Source organism: Syntrophus aciditrophicus SB, from assembly GCF_000013405.1.
GTDB lineage: Bacteria > Desulfobacterota > Syntrophia > Syntrophales > Syntrophaceae > Syntrophus > Syntrophus aciditrophicus.
In genome coordinates this window covers 1625282-1647015 of the sequence record NC_007759.1, presented here as the reverse complement: position 1 = coordinate 1647015, position 21734 = coordinate 1625282, and the positions used below count along the sequence as shown (strand labels likewise).

Below are 21734 nucleotides of genomic sequence, written 5' to 3'. Positions count from 1 at the left end.
ATCATCCCCTTTCTACTTTATTTTGAATATTCAAAAATGTCAGGAGGGTATCCCCATACCTCCTCACGTCGACCACATCCAGTGCCATATCCTCTTTTATTTCAATTGTTTCATTCGCCGCGTGCTGAAGAACCAGCATGCCGTCTTTCCTCAAAATTGACGGGTAATCTTTAATCAAGCCGATTGTTCTGTCAACAAACCCCTTTCTGTATGGCGGATCTGCAAAGATCAAATCGAAACACATCCCACCCTCAGCCAGGTGTGCGACGGCTTTTTCGACTTCCATCCGAAAAATTCGGTACCGTCCCTGGAAACCGAACTGTTCAAGATTCCTCTTGAGAGATGTCACGAGAACGCTTATCTTTTCAACAAAAACAACCACGTCGGCGCCACGGCTCAGTGCTTCCATTCCCACATTTCCGGTTCCGGCGTAAAGATCGAGAAACTCTTGACCCTCCACCGGCCCCAGGATATTGAACAGAGCTTCCTTGATCCGGTCGGATGTCGGCCGGACGGCATATCCCGGGGGGACAGCAATGCGTCTGCCTTTTGCCTGCCCCCCGATGATTCTCATAGATAATCCCGAATCAGGACCTCAGCGATTTGAACGGCGTTTGTCGCCGCGCCCTTTCGAATATTATCGGCAACGACCCACATGTTGATACCGTTCGGAATCGATTCGTCCTCACGAATACGACCGACAAAGGTATCGTCCTGCCCCGCCGCGTAGATCGCCAGGGGATAGGAATTTTCCTTCGGATTATCAACCAGTTTGACGCCAGGCGCCGCAGCAAGCAGTTTTTTTACCTCTTCCGCTGTAATTTTTTTCTCCGTTTCGATATTTACGGATTCCGAATGGCCGTAAAAAACGGGAACCCGGACTGTCGTGGCCGTCACCGCAATGGAAGGGTCATTGAAGATTTTTTTGGTTTCATTGACCATCTTCATCTCTTCCTTGGTATAGCCGTTGTCAAGAAACACGTCGATGTGCGGCAGACAATTGAAGGCGATCTGATGAGGATAGACCTTAACCTGGATTTCCTGACAACTCATCAAAGCCCGGGTCTGTTCAGCCAGCTCCGTAATGGCCTTCTTTCCCGTTCCGGATACGGCCTGATAGGTGGACACAACAATCCGCCGGATGCGCGCAGCATCGTGAATCGGCTTGAGCGCGACAACCATCTGAATCGTCGAGCAGTTGGGATTGGCGATAATTCCCTTATTGCGGTACTGAGCAATGGCTTCTGGATTGACTTCGGGCACAATCAGAGGAATCTCCGGCGTCATCCGGAAGGCACTGGTATTATCGATAGCCACGCATCCCGCGGCTGCGGCAACGGGTGCGTACCGTTCACTGACGCTGCCCCCCGCTGAAAAAAGCCCGATGTCTATGCCGGCAAAGGAATTTTCATCAAGCACCTTGACCGGAATCGCTTTTCCATGAAAATCAATTTCAACCCCTAAGGATCTTTCCGACGCCAGAAGAGTCAATTCTTTTACAGGAAAATTGCGATCCTCCAGAACCCGAATCATTTCATTGCCTACAGCGCCTGTTGCTCCGACTACGGCTACATTATATGACTTCATTAATCTGGTTCTCCTTATTTCATCGATATTTCATTATCGATGATTGATAAAATTCCGTTCAGCCGACACCCCGGACCGATCAGATTCATTGAGGCACCCTTTTAAAAACATGAACTTATAAATTATTTCCTGCATCCTTTCTTTGGGCCGTTACGGCTTTGAAGCCTGCATTCGCGAATCGAGATAACGGCGCAGGATTCTGAAAAGCATCCAAACAGGGCCGGACAGGCAGTATGTTAATGCAAATATGAAGACCATGATCTGAGGTTCAGCCACAATAATGAGTAAGACAATCACAATCAGAAAAAAAGACATGAAAGGCTTTCTGGCGAAATAGTTCAGATCCTTGAAACTGTAATATTTCACGTTACTGACCATCAGAAAAGACAGGACGACCACGGCAACTGGAATAAGGACATGAGGAAAGGACCCCTTGCCTACCAGATAATCATAAAGCAGTATTCCAGTTACAACAACCGCTGCCGCGGCAGGTATGGCCAAACCATTGAAGACTTTACTTTCCACAATGCCGATCTGAATATTGAAGCGTGCCAGACGCAGAGCTCCACAAAGAACAAATAAGAACGACGCCACAACCCCCCATTTGCCGTAATGAGAAAGGGACCATAAATAAACCATCACTGCGGGCGCAACCCCAAAGGCGACGAGGTCGGACAATGAATCGTATTCAGTGCCGAATTTACTCATGGAGTTGGTCATCCTAGCGATCCGTCCATCCAGACTGTCAAGAACAATCGATATGAGAACAAAGAACGACGCCTGGGCAAATGATCCCCTTATTGATAAAATGATTGAATAAAATCCGAAAAAAAGATTAGCCGATGTGAAAAGATTCGGTAAGAGGTAAACCCCTTTTTTCATGCGGCCTCTGCCCAATTTGTCCCCCTGCTTCATTAGAACGTCCCCAGAGGGGATTCGCCTGCTTTCACTTTTTCTCCGACAGTAACCAGTATTTTCGTTTCTTTCGGCATAAAAACTTCAAGTCTTGAACCGAAACGGATCATCCCGAATCGTTCACCCCTTTTCACAACATCTTCCTCTCTTACCCAGCAAACTATTCTTCTCGCGATCAACCCCGCGATCTGGATGGTCATAATTTCCTTTCCATCACTGGTTCGAACCAGAATGGCATTCCGTTCATTCTGTTCCGAGGCCTTATCCAGGTTGGCGGAAAGAAATCTCCCCGGGCTGTAGCTGATTTTTGTCACTTTTCCGGAATAAGGAACCCGATTCACATGAACGTTAAATACATTCATAAAAATGCTGACTTTGCTGCAGGGCTGAGAAAGCATTTCATGATGGAAGTCTTCATCGATCCGGATCACTTTTCCATCCGCAGGCGAAACAATGAGTTTTTCACCCTCAGGCGTATGTCTTTCCGGATTGCGGAAGAACCAGCATGTGAATAATGTGGCGGTTAGAGGTAAGACGGCAATCCAGGATTGTTCCAGGAAAAAAACGGCAAGCAGGGTGGTCAGGCCGAAAGCGATAATAAAAGGAATGCCCTCACGCGCTATGAAACTGTCATGTTTCATATTGAAAGAATCCTGCAAGAGAGATAATCAGATTTTGAGCCTGGATACGGAGAAAACGGTTCATGAATTCAAGAGATTTCTACATATTTCAATGATTTCTGTTTAATTTAAAAAGGAACCTTGACTTATCTTAATTGAAGAGGCTTGTCAATGATTCTTGTTTTGAATCGAAGCCGCCTTCCATGAATGGATCTGCATATCAACCGTTTTCACTTTCCGGTCCGGCCTGGATATTCTGTTGCGCCAGTTTCAATTCCGCCTCGGAAAGACGGAGGTAGCGGGGTGTGAAGGTTAAAAGATCAAGGGTCTCGCCTCGTTCATGATATTTAAGGCCCAACAGCCCGACGGAAGATGCTCTGACAGCATGGAGATGAGGGGCGGCAAAACAGGATTGGGATGGAAGGAACTCGCTGATGCGATCCCGGTGTTTGAGCGCCCCATCGCCGATAAACAGCACATTTTCATCGATTGATACCAGAAAAGTCTGAAGATCGGTGCTTCGCTCATCTCCGATTCTTTTCAGGGAATATCCGGAACCAGGAAAGTAAAGAGCTGTATAGATCTGATTTTTCTGTGCATCCATCATGGGGCAGATCATCATCCCGGCGTCAACGCCATTGAAAGCGAGAGCTTCCAGGGTGGAAACCCCCACGACAGGTCGTCCCGTCGCCAGAGCCAGACCTTTTACCGTACCGACTCCGATTCTCAAACCGGTAAAGGAGCCCGGTCCCACAGTGCAGGCCCAGAGGTCGATATGTTCCGCGCTCACGTTCGTTATCCGGAACATATCCTCGATGGCCGGAAGCAGTAGAAGAGATGAATTCACGTTCAGGTTAAAAAAGGTCTCCGCAAGAATTTCCTCTCCATCAAGAAGGGCAATTCCCACAGTTTTGGAGGACGTATCCAGCGCGAGCGTCATCATGTCTTTCTACCTGCCGATCATTTTAAAAAATTCATCGATGAATCCGATGTTCAAGCGACTTATATCCATAGCAAAAGCAAAAGCCATAAGGAGGACCAGAATAACCAGTCCCACCTGCTGGGCCGCTTCCCTCCAGCGGATACTGATTTCCCTCCCGATGACCAGCTCAATAATGAAGAACATGAGGTGTCCTCCATCAAGAACCGGGATAGGCAGAAGGTTCAGAACAGCCAGATTGATGCTGAGCAGTGCCATGAACAGGACAAAGGGGGTGATTCCTTCCTTGACCTGAGCGCCGGCAATCTGAGCAATCAGGATAGGCCCTCCAAGATTTTTAGGTGAAACCACCCCTTCGATCATTTTTACTATACTGACCATGGTCAGCTTTGTGATTGTCCATGTCTGTTTGAGGCTCATCCAGAAGGCATTCAAGGGTCCCGTCCTGGAGATCAGAATCTTTGAAGACGCACTGATTCCTATCCGGTAATTTTCCACCTCTTCCCCGAAAATATTCGTCCCTTTCATTAACTGGGGGACAAGTGTCACTTCCCTGGGGGGCTCACCATTCCCGATCCGCAGCTTCACTGCTTTACCCTTACTTCTGCCGATCTCCTCAGCAAGTTCGTCCCACTGGGATATGGTTCTGCCGTTTACGGTCAGAATGGAATCGCCTTCCTTGATGCCCGCCTTCCAGGCAGCACTTCCCTGTTCGATGCCGCCGACAGTCGGCGCAAGAACCGGAACCCCTGTCATATAGACTATGTTAAAAATAAGGATGGCCAGGAGAAAATTGAAGACCGGTCCCGCAGCCACGATGATGATGCGCTTCCAGACAGGCTGTTTCAGGAAAGACCGTTTTTCCTGTTCAGGAGAGAGAAGGTCATCCGGGGATTCGCCTAAAAGTTTTACATACCCTCCAAGAGGAATGAGTGACAGAAGATACTCGGTCTCACCAATCTTGCGACTGATGAGCTTCGGACCGAAACCAAGGGAAAATTTCAGAACCCCGACTCCGGAATATTTCGCCGCGATAAAATGCCCGAATTCATGTACAAAAATAAGAACACCCAGCAATATGACAACTGATATGATACTGAGTCCGATCATATTTTAATGCCCCATGCTCTTTAGAAGTTTTTCAGTTTCTTTGCGTGCCCACCCATCTGCTTCCAGAATATCTTCGATTTCTGGAGAGGTCATGCACTGATGGGAACTCATGGCCCGATCAACAAGTTCGGAAATCCGGGTAAAAGGGAGTCTCTTCGCGAGAAACGCTTCAACGGCGACTTCATTGGACGCGTTCAGGACCACGGGCATCGTCCCTCCCTGTCGAACCGCTTCACATGCCAGGGAAAGACAGGGGAAGCGGTTGACATCAGGGGGGAAAAATTCCAGTTTACCAACCCTGAAAAGGTCCAGGGAAAGTTCCGGGCAATCCAGCCTTTCCGGAAAAGAGAGCGCGTAAGCAATGGGAATTTTCATGTCCGGGATGCCAAGCTGCGCAATAACGGAACCATCAATGTATTCCACCATGGAATGAACAATGCTCTGTGGATGAATGTAAACATGGATCCTTTCGATATCCATGTTGAAAAGCCAGTGTGCTTCGATGATTTCCAGCCCCTTGTTCATCATTGTTGCCGAATCTATTGTAATTTTGTTTCCCATGACCCAGTTGGGGTGTTTCAGGGCATCTCCGGGTTTCACAGACTCCAGTTGTTTCGAAGAAAATCGGTAAAAGGGGCCACCCGATGCCGTTAGAAGAACACGCCTTACCGTTTTAGAATTCTGGCCGGCAAGGCACTGAAAAATAGCACTGTGTTCACTGTCCACAGGAAAAATCGTCACTCCCCTGTATTTTGCCTTTTCAGTTACGAGCTTTCCCGCCATGACCAGGGTTTCCTTGTTGGCCAGCGCAATGTCCTTGCCTGCGTCAATCGCCGCCAGTGTCGGTAGAAGCCCTGCCGCTCCAACTATGGCCGAAATCACCATGTCGGCATCTTCAACAGAGGCAACTCTGCAACAGCCTTCACAACCGTAAAGGATCTCGATACCCGATGAAGGACTCAGTTTCTTTTTCAGTGCGGCCGCACATTCCTGTTCGAGAACGGAAACCATAACCGGATGAAATTCTTCAATCTGTTTCTTGAGCAGGTCAATATTACGCCCGGCAGCCAATGAAACGATCTGAAACTTTGTCGGATTTCTGCGAATCACTTCGAGAGCGCTGCAACCGATGGAACCTGTGGAACCAAGAAGAGATATCTTTTTCATACGATCAAAAAAATACGATAATAATAAACAAAAGGTGCGAGAAAGATCAGGCTGTCCAACCGATCAAGAATTCCACCATGTCCGGGAAAGATAGTTCCTGAGTCTTTTACTCCTGCAGACCTTTTAATTGCGGACTCGCAGAGATCGCCCAACTGACCGAAACAGCTGCCGACGCAGGCCAGAATCAGCACGTGAAAAAGAGGCAGTGAGGGCAGGACGCAGGTTTTATAAAGAATACAGGCGAGAATGCTGCCCGCAAAAGAGCCGATGGCACCCTCCACCGTCTTTCCCGGACTGACCAGGGGATAAAATTTATGCTTTCCCAGCGTCCGTCCGAAATAAAAAGCGGAGATATCACCTGAAGCCGTTAGAATCAAGATGAAGAAGATCCATAACACACCATTTTCCCATTGTCGGATCAAAATAAAATAGGAGAGCATTAAAGGAATATAGACTATGGCGAAAAAAACCCGGCTGACGGGAATGACCGTAATTTTTCCTTCATGAATGCTTCCAAGAAAGATCAGAAAAAAAATCATGATCGTGGCGGTGAAAGCAGCCATCAGCAAGGACTCGCCTCCCAGCAAGGCCGCAGAGGGAAGAAAAGCGCCACTGAACATAACCGCCCCTTTTTCCCAGGAAAATCCTTTCCCGAAGGCCATAAAGTTATATTCAGCGCATGCCGCAAGAATGGCCGCGCCCACCACGAGGGCAAACAGCGTTTCCGATCCGAAATAAATGACCGCAAAGAGAAACGGTACGGCAATTAATCCTGTTACCCATCGTTGAACGTGCGGCGTCATATTCTATTCCATCGGCGAGTGTGTATCCTGCTCCTCCCGAAAACCATGACCATCATAATAGATTGATTACTCAAGATTTGTAATGATTTACTCTAACCTGCTCACTTGTCATTCCAAACCGTCTTTCCCTGGATTGATAATCGGCGATCGCTCTGATCATATCATCCCTGCTGAAATCAGGCCACAAAACCTCTGTAAAATGGAATTCGGTATAGGCGATCTGCCAGAGGCAGAAATTGCTGATGCGGTACTCACCGCTGGTGCGAATCAGAAGGTCAGGATCCGGCATTTCAGCCGTATAAAGATAATGGGAAAACAGCTCGCGGTCCAAATTTTCCGGTTTAATGCGTCCCTCCATCCCATCCTTCAATATCTGCTTTACCGCCGACAGGATCTCGTCCCGCCCTCCGTAACTGAGGGCAAGCGTCAGTGTCATGGCATCGTTGGAGGCTGTTTTATCCATGACATCGCGCAATTTCTTCTTCACGGAATCCCGGAGAGAATTAAAATCGCCGATGACCTTCAGCCGAATCCTGTATTCCATCATCTCTTCAAGCTGGCTGCTCAGGTATTCTTCAAGAAGATTCATCAGCGCGTTGATTTCAATCGTGGGTCGAAACCAGTTTTCAATAGAAAAAGCATAAAGAGTCAAATATTTCACTCCTAATTCTCGACAGGTTCGTACCGCCACATGAACAGCTTCAGCTCCCTTTTTGTGCCCGAAGATTCGGCCCAGAGTATGTTTTTCTGCCCATCGACCATTTCCATCCATAATGATCGCAATATGCCTGGGCATTTTATCAGGATCAAGGTCCTTCAAATACTTTCCGGATGCTTCTTTATTTTCTGCCATCATATAACAGATTGTCTACCGGCCCCCATGACTTATTCCCTGGGAAAGGATATAAATCAGGCTGTAAAAAAACGCCTATTGAACAAAAGGGGGAGCCTCTTGGCTCCCCTCCCTGATTATAAAAGAAACATGCAATTCCGGAAACCGGCTATATCTCCATAATTTCTTTTTCTTTCTGTACGAGAATATCCTCTGACTTTTCAATATAGCTGTCTGTCATTTTTTGAACCTGATCCTGATAATCATGCATCTGATCTTCGGAAATATCATTATTTTTTTTCATGGATTTGAATTCTTCGTTGGCGTCTCTTCGGGCGTTTCTGAGTTTAACCTTGCATTCTTCCGCCATCTTCCTAACGACTTTGACCAGTTCCTTCCGTCGGGCCTCAGTCAATGGCGGAATAGAAATCCGTATAACCTTGCCGTCATTATTCGGAACGAGTCCCAGGTCGGATTTCTGAATCGCCTTTTCTATGGCGTTCAGGGCACTGGTATCCCACGGAGAAATCAGGATCTGCCGACTTTCCGGAACAGAAAGGGTAGCGACCTGATTGAGAGGCGTCGGTGTACCGTAATAATCCGCTTTAATTCCGTCAAGCAATGATATTGAAGCTCTTCCCGTACGCACTTTGTTAAAGGATTTTTCCAGAGCCTGCAATCCTTTTTCCATATTCTGCTTCAGTTCGTCAAAGACCATGTCCTTCATTTGTTAATCTCCAACAAGGGTTCCTATGGGTATTCCGGAAATACATCTGACAATATTGCCGGGTTTCTGAAGATTGAACACCAGGATGGGCAGATGGTTATCCCGGCAGAGAGATATCGCGGTTGCGTCCATTACTTTCAGGTTCTGAGCCAACACATCACTATAGGTGATATTTTTGTACATTACGGCATCGGAATAAGCAACCGGGTCCTTGTCATAAACCCCGTCCACCTTGGTCGCTTTCATGATCACATCCGCCTTGATTTCCATCGCCCGTAAAACAGCGGCCGTATCGGTGGTAAAGTAGGGATTTCCAGTTCCAGCCGCAAAAATCATCACCCGTCTCTTTTCCAGGTGGCTCATCGCTTTCCGCTGGATAAAGGGCTCGGCAATTTCCCGCATAGCGATGGCGGACTGCACCCGCGTGTCGATTCCAATTCTTTCAAAAGCGCTCTGCAGGGCCAGACTGTTGATCACCGTGGCAAGCATGCCCATGTAATCCGCAGAAGTTCTGTCCATACCTTTCGCATTGGCTTCGACACCACGAAAAATATTTCCGCCACCGACCACAACCCCCAGAGAAACGCCCAGATTGACGACCTCCTTTATTTCAGCAGCAATTGCATTGACCATTTCCGGATCAATACTGCTGCTTCGGTGACCGCCCATCAGGGCTTCCCCGCTGAGCTTCAGCAGGACCCTTTTATAAACCGGCTTTTCCAAGAAATTGACCACTTGCCTTTAACGTATTCCTTTAAATATCAGGAATTTCCTGCAAAAAATTATTTTTTGAGTTCCTCTCCGAGCTGATAACGGGCGAAACGTCGAATAATGACATTTTCGCCGGTCTTGGCAATCAGATTATTGATGAGGGTTTCAATAGTGATATCCGTATTTTTGATGAATTTCTGTTTGGTCAGGCATACTTCCTCGTAATACTTATTGAGTTTTCCTTCGATGATTTTATCCCAGATCTTCTCCGGTTTTTTCTCAGCCAGGGCTTGACTTCGATAGATTTCCTTTTCTCTTTCCAGAGCTTCTTCCGGAATTTCATCGGGATTCACATAAGTCGGGTTGGAGGCAGCCACATGCATGGCGATATCTTTTGCCGTATTCTTAAAATCTTCTGTCTTTGCGACAAAGTCCGTTTCACAGTTCAGCTCAACCATCACACCGATTCTTCCTCCCATATGGATGTAGGAGGCGATGGTTCCTTCCTTTGCTGCCTTGGAAGAGCGCTTCGTTGCCGCAGACATGCCCTTCTTCCGCAGATAATCTATCGCTTTTTCAAAATCTCCATTGGACGAAGTCAGGGCTTCTTTGCAGTCCATCATTCCCGCCCCCGTTTTCGTTCTCAATTCTTTGACCATTGCTGATGTAATACCCACTTTATATTCCTCCTCTACATTTCGCTACTCGTTTTCGTCCAGATCGGAATCCGCTGCAGCAGAGACGCTTTCCTTGGTCTCAATGCTTTCAGGTATATCCGCTTCCGGATTTTCTTCCTGCTGTACAGTCGAGGATTCAGCATCCTTGTCCGTCTCCGCCTGAAGGCGTTCTTCATACCGCCGCTTTCCTTCGGTAACCGCATCGGCGAATTTTGAAGAAAAGAGTTTGATCGCCCGGATGGCGTCATCATTTCCTGGAATGATATAATCAATATTTTCAGGATCACAGTTTGTATCGACGATGGCTATGATGGGAATTCGAAGCTTCTTTGCTTCGTTGACGGCGATGGTTTCCCTTTTCGGATCGACGATAAACAGAGCGGCGGGAAGACTTTTCATCTTCTGAATCCCGCCCAGAACCTTCACCAGTTTCTCCCTCTCCTTCTGGAGACCCATGATTTCCTTTTTAGGAAATGCCCGGACGCTGTCGTCCTCAAAAATCTGGTCCAGATAATTCAAGCGGTCGATTCTCTTTTTGATGGTGACAAAATTCGTCAGCATCCCGCCCAGCCATCGCTGGTTCACATAGGGCATCCCACATCGCGTGGCTTCATCATGGATGGAATCCTGGGACTGTTTCTTTGTCCCGATAAACATGATTTCCCCACCTTCGGAAACGGTGTCGATAACAAAATTATAAGCATTCTGAAACAATCCTACCGTCTGCTGGAGATCGATAATGTAGATGTTGTTTCTTGCCCCGAAGATATACGGTTTCATCTTCGGATTCCATTTGTTCGTCTGATGTCCGAAATGGACCCCTGCCTCCAGCAATTGCTTCATTGAAATAATTGCCATAAATAAACTCCTCTTTTGTTTTTTATTTATCCTCCATCCTTTTCATTCCGAACGGAAACTCTTGAAACCAAAAGCAACAGCCGTCCGGTCCGAGGATGTGTGAATTGCGCAGGCTGATAGCATAAAGATTGATAATACGCAAGATAAAACAGAAAGACATTGCCGAAGTAAGATTCCACGGATGGAATTTGTCAACTGGAATTGCCATGCGGGTTAACACGGAAGGAGCTTCCGCTATAGATGGAAATCCCCTGCCGCTTCAGGTTGATAAAGCACTTCCACAATGCGCAGACGTCGTTTACGGCCGTTCGGCATGGGCCATTCAATTGTCTGGCCGACCGATAACCCGATCAAAGCCGAACCGACGGGCGCAAGCACGGAAACCCTCCCGGAAGCCATATTGGCCTGACCAGGATAAACCAGTGTTATGGTTTCCCTGTTTCCTGTCGTCAGATCTTCAAAACAGACACAGGAGTTCATAGTCACGACATCTGGAGGCATCTCTTCCGAAGGCACCACGACGGCATTTACCAGCTCAGCTTCCAGACTCCGCGCATACTCTGATTTCTTCGATGTTTCCAGGAGATCCTCCAGTCTCTCCATATCCTGTTCTGTGACATAAATTCGACGTTTGTTCATAATTACACGCTCCTGATACTGTAAGAAAATATCTAATTTATCCCAACTGCGATTCTTCAGATGACGTCGGCCATGGGTGGATAAAAGCTAAAAAAAGGCACCCGCCTGTTGTGGGCACCTTTCAAACAACGCAATTCTATATTGACTGTTGACGCCTTTGCTGCCGGTTTGCGCGAAATCGGCGGAAATAAATTCTGATCGGCCGGGACTATTCTGGATGAGATCCCGGATTCATCAGGATTCATGACGCATATTGTAATTGAAACTGCAAATGACGGTTTTACGTAATCATTTTATTGTCTTCATGTCAAGACATGAATAGGGAAGAGTCCTTTATTTCATCCAAACAGGTCATCTATGAACGACCATTCCACTGTTTCATCTGAACCTGCTTCTTTGATCCAGCCTTCAAATTTTACCCACATGTCCTCTGAAGTAAGTTCATAGCTGTGCCCCCAGAAGAAAAATATTTTTTCCTTTTTTTTCGCGTGTTCGTATTTAAGCCGGAATTCCGGATCAAGAAAGTGGCAATGGGGAGAAAACCTCAATGGATCATCCGGCGGAAAAATATGCTTTCCGTTCTGCCCGCATCGCGCCCAGAGATGACCGGCCGAACGAACGGCATGAAGAGTCGAATGATCATACGCATTGAAAGGATAACAGAACCCAAGGACCGGCTTCTGAAAGATTTTTTCCAGGAGCTCCCGGCTGGCTCTGATTTCCCAGTCCAACCGTTCACCCGTCAGTCCGGTCAGGTCAGGATGGGTCATGGAGTGGTTGCAGATCTCAAATCCCTCATACACCTCAGGCAATTCATGAATACTGAGCCGCCAGACTTCCTGACCATCATGAAGCCAACCGAAGGATCGTTCATCCTGATAAAGGCCTGGATTGAGACAGAATGTTGCCCTTGCCTGATAACGCCTCAGAATATCGATCAGGCGGAGATCATTGACAGGACCGTCATCCCAGCATTGAATTACTTTCATCCCGGTCTGCCGTACTGGAATCAGGTGTGATAATGGGCGTTGATTTTCACATATTCGAAGGAAAGATCGGACGTGTAAATCCTGAATCTTTTATTCCCCATGGCAAGATCGAGACGGACCTGAATGTCATCCTGGGCCATGATGGCCGCTACCCGGTCTGCTGGTGGCGTTGTCCCCTGACCTGCTGAGAAAAGGCATACGTCATCAAAAAAGAGTTTCACTGCTTTTACAGGCAGTGGAATGCCAAGCGAGCCGGCTGCCGAGATGATACGTCCCCAGTTAGGATCTCCCCCGTAAAAGGCTGTTTTGACCAGATTGGAGTTGGCCACGGCATAGGCTACCCGACGGGCCTCCGAATCCGTCCTTGCCCCTTCCACGACCAGCTCGATGAGTTTTGTCGCCCCCTCGCCGTCACGGACCATATCTCGGCAGAGTTCGTTCAGAACAGCAAACAGCATCTCCCGAAAGGGTGTAAGTTCCCGGGATCGCCTGCGGATCGTCCGATTGCCGGCCATGCCGTTGGCAAGAATGAGCGCCGTGTCGTTCGTGCTCATGCAGCCGTCAACAGAAATGGCATTGAAGCTCTGCGCAACCCCTTCCTTAAAGACCGCATTCAGAGCGGAGATCTCGATATCGGCATCCGTCATCAGATAGGCCAGCATAGTGGCCATATTGGGTTGTATCATGCCCGCCCCCTTGGCAATGCCGCAGAGTGTGACTTCTCTGGAACCGATAAGGATTTTCCGGCATGACATTTTCGGAAACCGGTCGGTCGTCATCATGGCCTCTTCGGCAGCGGGTATTCCTCCGGAGTGCATCCCGGCAGCCAGTGGTTCGACAGCGTTTTCTATTTTATCTACGGGCAGGGGGTGGCCAATCACTCCGGTGGAGCCCACCATAACCAGTTCATCAGCAATGTGAAGCTGTCTGGAGGCGACGCGGGACATGGTCAAGGCATCCCGGTATCCCTCATCGCCCGTCGCGGCGTTGGCGTTGCCGCTGTTGGTCAGAATGGCCTGGGCAGTCCCTGAAGATATTCTTTCCATATCCACCAATACCGGGGCTGCTTTAAAACAGTTCGTTGTGAATACACCGGCAGCTTTCGCCGGAACTTCGGAAAAAATCAGGGCAAGGTCTTTCCTGCCCGCCTCCTTGATCCCTGCGGAAATCCCGTTGGCCAGATAACCGGGGACATAATATTCATGAGAATTCATGTGATTCACCTGTTTTTCAGCTGTTCATATTTCGAGCGGGTCTGTTTTTCTGAGTCAGACATTGTTATTTATTAGCACCGCAGCACTTCTTGTATTTTTTCCCGCTGCCACAGGGACAGGGATCGTTGCGACCGACTTTTTCATTTTTTCTTCTGACAGTCGCCGGCGCTGCAATATCTTCGCCCCGGTTCATGATGTAATTCTGCCGGGATTGCTCCCGCATTTCTTCCACCTCTTCCTCTCGCCGGATCTGTACCATGCAGAGTTTTTCAAGAGTGTCTTCCTTGATCCGCCGAATCATATCCATAAAGAGGTCATACCCCTCTTTCTGATATTCCCGCACGGGGTCCTTCTGCCCATATCCCCTCAGACCAATGCCTTCCTTGAGGTGATCCATGGCCAGCAGATGATCCTTCCAGTGGCTGTCGATAGACTGGATGCTGATCATCCTGATGAGATAATCCATAAGCGGCTTCCCGAATTCCGCTTCTTTTCTGTTAAGAAGATCATTGACGGCTGCAACGATTTTTTCCTGAATATCTTCCAGGCTCCCGACATCGCCCGACTTGCTGAAATCCAGCCTCAGGGAAAATTGCTTTAAGACCCTGTCCTCCAGTCCCTTGAGATTCCATTCATCGGGGTGACGCTTTTCATCTACGTATTCCGGAACAAAATCTTCAACAACTTCTTCAATCATATCCAGAAGGTCTTCGCGCAGTTCGTCACCTTTGAGCACATTTCTCCGCTGCTCGTAAATGACCTGCCGCTGACGGTTCATGACGTCATCATATTCCAGAAGATGCTTGCGGATATCAAAGTTCTGCCCTTCAACCCGCTTCTGCGCATTTTCGATGGCCCTGGAGATAAGTTTATGCTCTATGGGCTGGTTCTCTTCAATTCCGATCTTGTCCATGATGGAAGAAATTTTTTCCGCCCCGAAAATTCGCAGGAGATCGTCTTCCAAGGAGAGATAAAACCGGGAAGATCCCATATCGCCCTGTCGACCGGAACGCCCCCGGAGCTGATTGTCAATTCGGCGGCTCTCGTGCCGCTCCGTGCCCAGGATATGCAACCCGCCCAGTTCCGCCACCCTTTCGCCCAGTTTGATGTCTGTCCCGCGGCCGGCCATGTTCGTGGAGATGGTCACCTGACCGGGCTGACCGGCCTGGGAGACGATTTCCGCCTCCTTTTCATGATTTTTCGCATTCAGAACGTGATGCTGGATGCCTGTCTGAGTCAGGTATTTGCTTAGAAGCTCCGACTTTTCAATGGAAATGGTTCCCACCAGAACCGGCCTTTTCGCCTTGTGCAGTTCCTTGATTTCCTCGATGACCGCAGAAAACTTCTCCTTTTCCGTCTTGTAGATGACATCGGTATGATCCACCCGGATCATCGGCATGTTTGTCGGCACCACGACCACATCCAGATTATAGATTTTCTTGAACTCTGCGGCCTCGGTGTCGGCTGTACCTGTCATGCCGGCCAGTTTGGAGTACATCCGGAAGAAATTCTGGAACGTGATGGAGGCCAGCGTCTGGTTTTCCTGTTCAATTTTGACCTTTTCCTTGGCTTCCAGGGCCTGGTGCAGACCATCGCTGTACCGTCTGCCGGGCATGATCCGTCCGGTGAATTCATCGACGATAATGACCTGCCCGTCTTTCACGAGATAATCCACATCGCGCTTGAAAAGCGTATGAGCCTTAAGGGCCTGATTGACGTGATGGAGGGTATCGATATTCCGGGGTTCATACAGGTTTGAAACGTTCAGATAGGACTCAACCCTCGCAACTCCCTCTTCCGTCAGGACGACGGTCCGGCTCTTTTCATCGATAGTGTAGTCCCTTTCCTTCTTCAGTCTGGGGATAATCTGATTGATCCGATAGTATTTATCGGTCGATTCTTCAGACGGACCGGAAATGATCAGCGGCGTCCGTGCCTCGTCTATAAGGATGCTGTCCACTTCGTCGACGATCGAATAATTAAATTCGCGCTGCGTATAATCCTCCAGGGAATATTTCATATTGTCCCGCAGGTAATCGAATCCGAACTCGTTGTTCGTGCCGTAGGTGATATCGCAGGCATAGGCGGCTCTTCGCTCATCATCATCCATGCCATGTACGATCACCCCCACGGACAAGCCCAGGAAGCTGTAGATCGGGCTCATCCATTCGGCATCACGACTGGCCAGGTAATCGTTGACGGTAACCAGATGGGCGCCCTTCCCTTCCAGCGCGTTGAGATACATGGGCATCGTGGCTACCAGGGTCTTTCCTTCACCCGTCTTCATTTCCGCAATTTTGCCCTCGTGAAGCACCATCCCTCCGATAAGCTGAACGTCAAAGGGACGCATGTTCACCGTTCTCCGGGCGACTTCACGGACGACGGCAAAGGCTTCGGGCAGAATGTCGTCCAGACTGGCTCCGGTATGCAGTTTTTCCTTGAAATAAGGCGTTTTTTCCTTGAGCTGCTCATCGCTCAGTGCAGCGATGGATGATTCCAAGGCATTGATTTCACGTTGTATTAAAGAATATTTCTTGAGTTCCCTGTCGTTTTTTGTACCTACGATCTTTTTAAGGACTGATGCAAACATATTATAACCTTTACTATAACCTTCTTCTGATGAAACCGGCCTGCGGGCTGCCGGTTTAAATCCTGGATCTGGGATGACAGTCTTTTCAGAATAAAATAATGCGCTTTTCATACACCATTTTGAAAGGATGTCAACCGTTATGCCATTGACATTTCCCTTCATCCCCTTACTGCGGAATTCCAGGTTCGCTGCGCCATGTTCAACATTGGCCCCTAACGAACATCCGCAGCCATCTCTTCACTGCTTCCGGCATAAATGCCATTTCTGATGGTGGATATTCATGATTCGGCCATTGCCTTCCGCAAACGCTGGCTGAGCAGTGTGAAACGCTTATGTGTTTTGTTGTTACGGACGGCGATGGCCAATGCCTTTTTTGAGCCAATAATCACAACCAGTTTTTTCCCGCGCGTAACCGCCGTATAGAGGAGATTCCGCTGAAGAAGCATGTAATGCTGCATAAGCAGAGGCATGATCACGGCGGGATATTCCGCCCCCTGTGATTTGTGGACAGAAACGGCATACGACAGGACAATCTCCTCCAAATCGCCATACTCATAGACAACCTCGCGCCCGTCAAAGTTCAGGGTGGCTTCCTGAAGTTCATGGTCCAGCCGGACAATCCTGCCGATATCGCCGTTGTAAACGTCGCGGTCATAATTATTGCGGATCTGCATGACCTTGTCTCCGACGAGGTAAAACCTCCCGCCCCTCTGCAGACCGTCTTTACCGGGATTCAGTGTCGCCTGCAGGACGCTGTTCAGATTCCCCGCCCCGGCAAGACCCCGATGCATGGGAGTAAGCACCTGAATGTCTTCCATTGGATCAAGCCCGAAACGCTGGGGAATGCGTTCCCTTACCAGGCGGATAATCAGATCGACCACTTTTTCCGGATCTTCCTGTTCCACAAAATAGAAGTCATCCAACCGGTCTCCGGGGGGCTGGAGGCGGGGAAATTTCCCCCGGTTGATTTCGTGGGCATTGTTGATAATGGAGCTTTCCCGCGCTTGACGGAAGATTTCACGCAATTCCACCACAGGCAGGCAACCCGATTCGATCACGTCATTCAGAACGCGGCCCGCTCCCACTGAGGGAAGTTGATCGCCATCCCCGATCATGATGAAAGAGGACGGAAGAGGAATGGCCTTTACAAGGTGATGCATCAGGATGATGTCGATCATCGAAGCCTCGTCCACGATCAGCATCTCGCAGTCCAGGGGGGATGTGTCGTCTTTCTGGAATCCACCCTTCTGAGGGCTGTATTCCAGCAGCCGGTGAATCGTCTTCGCCTCCATCCCTGTGGCTTCGCTCATTCGTTTGGCCGCCCTCCCCGTGGGCGCAGCCAGCAGAATCTTGGTCCCCGATGCGGAAAAAATGCGAATGATCGCATTGATAATCGTGGTTTTCCCTGTCCCCGGTCCGCCGGTTATGACCAGCAGCTTATTCGACACGGCGGCACGAATCGCCTCGATCTGGTTGTGCGCCAGAGTCAGGGATAATTTTTCCTGCACCCAGGCGATGGCCTTCTCTGTTTCGATTTCACGGAGAGCTGACGGAGTGTTCAGCAGAATCCTCAGCCTGGCTGCGGTCTGCGTTTCCGAAAGGTGATATTTTGCCAGGGAAACGGTCCGGTCCGGGAGTGCCTCGGGGAAAGATGCTCCGTCTTCAATGACGATCTGTCGCTCTCCGGCAATCCCTTCCAGAGCCGCAGCGATGAATTTCCGATCGATTTCGAGGGTTTCCTCACATTTTCGGATCAGCGGCCCGGCAGGGTAAGTGACGTGGCCCTCCTCGGAAAGTTCATGAAGGACATAGAGGATTCCCGCTTCCGCACGGAGATGGGAATCCCGGGCAAAGCCCATCTTTTCAGCGATTCGGTCGGCCGTGAGAAACCCGATTCCGAAGATATCCGTGGCAAGGCGATAGGGGTTTTCCTGAAGCACCTTTATGGCGGCATTGCCGTACTGACGGAAGATCCGGGCTGCATAGGCTGCGCTGACCCCATGTGACTGAAGAAAAATCATGATGGACCGGATTTCCCGCTGTTCTTCCCATGCCCTGCGGATCATGGTGATCCGTTTTTCACCGATGCCCTCCACTTCCTGAAGGCGGGCACTATCCTGATCGATGATTTCCAGAGTGGCCTCGCCGAACTTCTCCACCATCCGCCGTGCCATGACGGGGCCAATCCCTTTAATCAGCCCCGATCCCAGATACTTCTCGATGCCGACGGCCGTTGCCGGAACGGAAGATTCGCAGAACACGAGACGGAACTGTTCCCCGAACCGGGGGTGATTCGTCCATTCCCCCTTCATCCGGACCTTTTCCCCGGGCGTGGGGTTCATCATGCCGCCCACCACCGTCACCGGATCACGGTGGCCGGATACCTTCACCCGGGCAACGGTATAACCGCTTTCTTCATTGATGTAACTGACGCGCTCAATGTGCCCCTGAAGGTCAACCAGCGGGTCTGCCGAGGAATGCGTTCTGTCCGGGGATTTTTCCATTTTAAAGATTCCGGGAATATGGAGTGGCGACACCAAAATCTTGATGTCGTGATGATTGTACAGGGTGGTAACGTGAACAATTCAAACTCTGAACTGTTGCATTCCTGAGGGGCAGCATCTTCAGAATTCACCACCGGGACGCCTGCGTCCCCAGGATTATTTTTCTCAAATCCACGAGTTTAATCTGAAAATCTCCATAACGGGTCAGTCCGTAAGCTTCGTTGTCTTTTTTCATGATTAATTCTATGGAACTTCCGGTGCGGAGTTTAATGACTCCCTTTAATGTTCCTTCGGTATGAAAAAAAGTAATTGACGTAAGATTTTCAAAGGGAATTGAAAGAAATCCCTCTCCTCTTTTTCCTGAAATGTATGTCCCGCCTTCAATGCTGACATTTCGGCATTCCGTAACCATATCGGATACGTCAATAAAGTTGCCGTAAAGTTTTTCTCAGGTAGAGGGATTGTTTCCGGGTTCCGGCCTGAGCGAGAACTCATGCCTGACAGAAAAAGGAAAAAAATCGAGACTGAGATCAGGTTCAACGGTGCTTTCATGACGACTTGCCTTCGAATTCAGAACAGGACGGCGGAACGTCCTCGAAATTAAATTCCGATCGCAACCGGTCGAGGATTTCCGATAACGCCGATTCCAAACCGGGCATTAAAGTGACACGGATCAAGGCCACACGAGAGTCTACCGTAGAGATGGAACAGATGCCTTCATATCCTTCAAGAATATATTGTATAAGAACAAGATCTTCTCTCTTTAAACGAAGAATCTTTGTACTTAACATCATAATCTTAATATCATAATCTGAACAAACCGGGTTCCCGCTCCTCTTCTTTTTCCCATTCGATAAAGAAGCGATTAACCTGAAAGCATTATGCTTTTTTTATCATCAGCAGCGGCGCGCCGACTTCAACCCTGTCTCCAGGGGAAACAAAAATTTCCGAAACCTGGCCGTTGACTTCAGAAACAACATTGTTCAACATCTTCATCGCCTCAAGGATGATGAGGATCTGGCCCGCGGACACTTCATCTCCCTCCGAAACAGGAATTTCGCTCACTGTACCGGTAATGTGTGAACGGATGTCGCCGGACAGAGCCAGGGCGTCGATCTCTTTGGCTGTCAACTGGATCTTTCTTGCCGCTGACGGTCCCTCACCTTCCAATTCGGTCAGGATGGGCTGTGAATGGTGATCGATGAGCATGTAAGTAATCGCGTCACCGGTCTTTGTTTTCCGCTGGGTTCCGATTTCAATGATATGCAGTTTTCCGAATGCATCGAGAATTTCGAACTTTTCACCCAGATTGAAGCCGCCCTTTTTAAACCATATCTTTGGCGGCAGCACCCAGGTTTTGCCGTATTTGGCTTCGAATTTGAAAAAATCCACCGCGTCATTGGGATGCTGCAGGTAAAGGACGAGTTCGTCTTCCGTCGCTTCGCGTCCCAACCGGTGTTCCAGCACCTTTTTCTCGACTTCGATGTCGATATCCTCCACCTTCTGAAAGCCGTATTCCTGCTCAACTATTTTTTTCCATTCAGGTCCAAAGACCGAACAATAAATTTCATCCGAAGGGCGATAAAAAGGAAGTTCTCCGTAACGCCCCAGCATGAGATTTTTCAGGTCGTCATTGACTTCCTTATACCGTTGCCCTTTAAGGACATTATTGACGGCGGTGGTCCAGAGAATTTGAGACCCGGGCGTGACGCTCCACCAGTTCCCCAGTTCAACATGAACGCGGGGCAGTTCGTTCTGCAGGATCTCCGGCATGCGGTTCAGGAATCCCCCCTTCACGGCCTGCTCAAAGCTCGAACCGGTTGCCCCCCCGGGCAGTTTGTGAATCTGGACCGTGGAATCAAACCCAAGAAACTGAGACTCAAAGTCCTTATAGTATTCACGTTCCGGTCGAAGTTTATTTGAGGTATCCATAACTGCCTGACGATTCAGTCCGGATGGCCGGTATCCATATTCCTGCAGGACATCCACAACGGTCAGCAGCGGAGGCGGTCCGTAAAAACCGGTAAAAGCATGGTCCGCGGCATCGACGATCTTTGCGCCGTTCCGCACAGCCTCTACAATCCTGCCGACATCCGCGCCATCCGTGTTGTGTCCGTGATAATGGATAATCAGATCGGGGTAGGCATTCAATATGGATCGCACCAGTTCGCCGATCCGTTTGGGTGTCCCCAGTCCTCCATGGTTTTTGATGGCCAACAGGATATCGGGTCCGGTAACATCGAGGATCTCTCCGACTTTTTTTACATAATAGGCGTCCGTGTGTTCGGGACCCGTGGAAAAGCAGATGGCCGGCTCCAGAAGGCAGCCCGACGCCCTCACTTCTTCAAACACAGGGATCATGTTCGAAACGTGGTTCAGGAAATCGAACACCCTCCATATATGGACGTATCGGGCAAAGGATCGAACCGTCAAACGGATCACGTTTTCTGGATAGGGCCGGTATCCAAACATGTTTATCCCCCGGCACAGGGTCTGAAAAAGCGTATCCGGCATGTTGGCGCTTAATACTTCCAGCTTTTCCAGGGGATTAATCTGTTTGCGCAGCATGTCAACGTGAATCGAGGCGCCGCCTGTAATCTCAATGGAAAAAAAGCCTGCTTCATTTCGTTCCCTGGCTACGAGAAGCTGTGTATGGGGCATGACCCGGTTCTTGAAATCGGACTGGGAGAGGTCCCGCTCCGTGTTGGTCACGTAATACCCCTCGGATCGCCGGATTTTATCAACAATAAAGGAAACGCCTTTTTTCTTTAAGTCTTGGGGTGAAATTCGTTCTTCAAGGAGATGTTCGGATATCTTCATAGGATATACTTTAATTTTCATTTTAAGTTTA

General features: G+C 49.0%; 20 protein-coding genes. All 20 read right to left on the bottom strand.

Going from position 1 to position 21734, the window contains the following annotated elements:
• Position 1: 1 nt before the first annotated feature.
• On the bottom strand, positions 2–574 hold the full coding sequence (rsmD, locus tag SYN_RS07610; RefSeq protein WP_011417498.1) for a 16S rRNA (guanine(966)-N(2))-methyltransferase RsmD: 573 nt from the start codon (positions 572–574) through the stop codon (positions 2–4).
• Positions 571–1587 (bottom strand): aspartate-semialdehyde dehydrogenase, encoded by a 1017-nt coding sequence (locus SYN_RS07605; protein WP_011417497.1) that lies wholly within the window; start codon positions 1585–1587, stop codon positions 571–573. Before SYN_RS07605 ends, rsmD begins: the two co-directional genes overlap by 4 nt.
• 150 nt (positions 1588–1737) lie before the next feature.
• Positions 1738–2469, bottom strand: coding sequence for a CDP-diacylglycerol--serine O-phosphatidyltransferase (gene pssA, locus SYN_RS07600; RefSeq protein WP_202943538.1), 732 nt, complete (start codon positions 2467–2469; stop codon positions 1738–1740).
• A 32-nt stretch (positions 2470–2501) separates the two neighbouring features.
• Positions 2502–3143, bottom strand: coding sequence for a phosphatidylserine decarboxylase family protein (locus tag SYN_RS07595; RefSeq protein ID WP_011417495.1), 642 nt, complete (start codon positions 3141–3143; stop codon positions 2502–2504).
• Between the two features lie 199 nt (positions 3144–3342).
• Positions 3343–4065, bottom strand: a complete 723-nt coding sequence (gene tsaB, locus SYN_RS07590) for a tRNA (adenosine(37)-N6)-threonylcarbamoyltransferase complex dimerization subunit type 1 TsaB (protein WP_011417494.1) — start codon at positions 4063–4065, stop codon at positions 3343–3345.
• A gap of 6 nt (positions 4066–4071) precedes the next feature.
• Positions 4072–5172 carry an RIP metalloprotease RseP gene (gene rseP / locus SYN_RS07585; RefSeq protein WP_011417493.1) on the bottom strand — a complete coding sequence of 367 codons (1101 nt, stop codon included), beginning with the start codon at positions 5170–5172 and terminating at the stop codon, positions 4072–4074.
• A gap of 3 nt (positions 5173–5175) precedes the next feature.
• Positions 5176–6339 (bottom strand): 1-deoxy-D-xylulose-5-phosphate reductoisomerase, encoded by a 1164-nt coding sequence (locus tag SYN_RS07580; RefSeq protein WP_011417492.1) that lies wholly within the window; start codon positions 6337–6339, stop codon positions 5176–5178.
• The gene (locus SYN_RS15270) at positions 6336–7142 is read right to left on the bottom strand and encodes a phosphatidate cytidylyltransferase (RefSeq protein WP_011417491.1); all 807 of its coding nucleotides are present in this window, start codon (positions 7140–7142) and stop codon (positions 6336–6338) included. The genes SYN_RS07580 and SYN_RS15270 overlap by 4 nt, the downstream gene beginning before the upstream one ends.
• 70 nt (positions 7143–7212) lie before the next feature.
• Complete coding sequence (locus tag SYN_RS07570) at positions 7213–7995, bottom strand: isoprenyl transferase (protein ID WP_049750042.1); 783 nt, start codon at positions 7993–7995, stop codon at positions 7213–7215.
• Between the two features lie 148 nt (positions 7996–8143).
• Positions 8144–8701: a ribosome recycling factor gene (gene frr, locus SYN_RS07565; RefSeq protein WP_011417489.1), complete on the bottom strand. Its 558-nt coding sequence runs from the start codon at positions 8699–8701 to the stop codon at positions 8144–8146.
• 3 nt (positions 8702–8704) lie between these two features.
• Entirely contained in the window at positions 8705–9424 is a 720-nt protein-coding gene (gene pyrH, locus SYN_RS07560; RefSeq protein WP_041585522.1) for a UMP kinase, read from the bottom strand.
• Between the two features lie 59 nt (positions 9425–9483).
• Positions 9484–10089: a translation elongation factor Ts gene (tsf, locus tag SYN_RS07555; protein WP_011417487.1), complete on the bottom strand. Its 606-nt coding sequence runs from the start codon at positions 10087–10089 to the stop codon at positions 9484–9486.
• Positions 10090–10113: 24 nt separating this feature from the next.
• Positions 10114–10947: a 30S ribosomal protein S2 gene (gene rpsB, locus SYN_RS07550; RefSeq protein WP_011417486.1), complete on the bottom strand. Its 834-nt coding sequence runs from the start codon at positions 10945–10947 to the stop codon at positions 10114–10116.
• 234 nt (positions 10948–11181) lie between these two features.
• Positions 11182–11586 (bottom strand): nucleoside diphosphate kinase regulator, encoded by a 405-nt coding sequence (gene rnk, locus SYN_RS07545; protein WP_011417484.1) that lies wholly within the window; start codon positions 11584–11586, stop codon positions 11182–11184.
• A gap of 338 nt (positions 11587–11924) precedes the next feature.
• The gene (locus SYN_RS07540; protein ID WP_011417482.1) at positions 11925–12575 is read right to left on the bottom strand and encodes a polysaccharide deacetylase family protein; all 651 of its coding nucleotides are present in this window, start codon (positions 12573–12575) and stop codon (positions 11925–11927) included.
• Between the two features lie 20 nt (positions 12576–12595).
• Complete coding sequence (gene argJ, locus SYN_RS07535) at positions 12596–13789, bottom strand: bifunctional glutamate N-acetyltransferase/amino-acid acetyltransferase ArgJ (RefSeq protein WP_041584863.1); 1194 nt, start codon at positions 13787–13789, stop codon at positions 12596–12598.
• 64 nt (positions 13790–13853) lie between these two features.
• Positions 13854–16379: a preprotein translocase subunit SecA gene (secA, locus tag SYN_RS07530; protein WP_011417480.1), complete on the bottom strand. Its 2526-nt coding sequence runs from the start codon at positions 16377–16379 to the stop codon at positions 13854–13856.
• 278 nt (positions 16380–16657) lie between these two features.
• The gene (locus SYN_RS07525; RefSeq protein WP_049749942.1) at positions 16658–18883 is read right to left on the bottom strand and encodes an SF1B family DNA helicase RecD2; all 2226 of its coding nucleotides are present in this window, start codon (positions 18881–18883) and stop codon (positions 16658–16660) included.
• Positions 18884–19431: 548 nt separating this feature from the next.
• Complete coding sequence (locus SYN_RS17055; protein ID WP_353740323.1) at positions 19432–19674, bottom strand: DUF4911 domain-containing protein; 243 nt, start codon at positions 19672–19674, stop codon at positions 19432–19434.
• Positions 19675–19762: 88 nt separating this feature from the next.
• Positions 19763–21703 carry a biotin/lipoyl-containing protein gene (locus SYN_RS07515; protein ID WP_041585520.1) on the bottom strand — a complete coding sequence of 647 codons (1941 nt, stop codon included), beginning with the start codon at positions 21701–21703 and terminating at the stop codon, positions 19763–19765.
• Positions 21704–21734 lie beyond the last annotated feature (31 nt).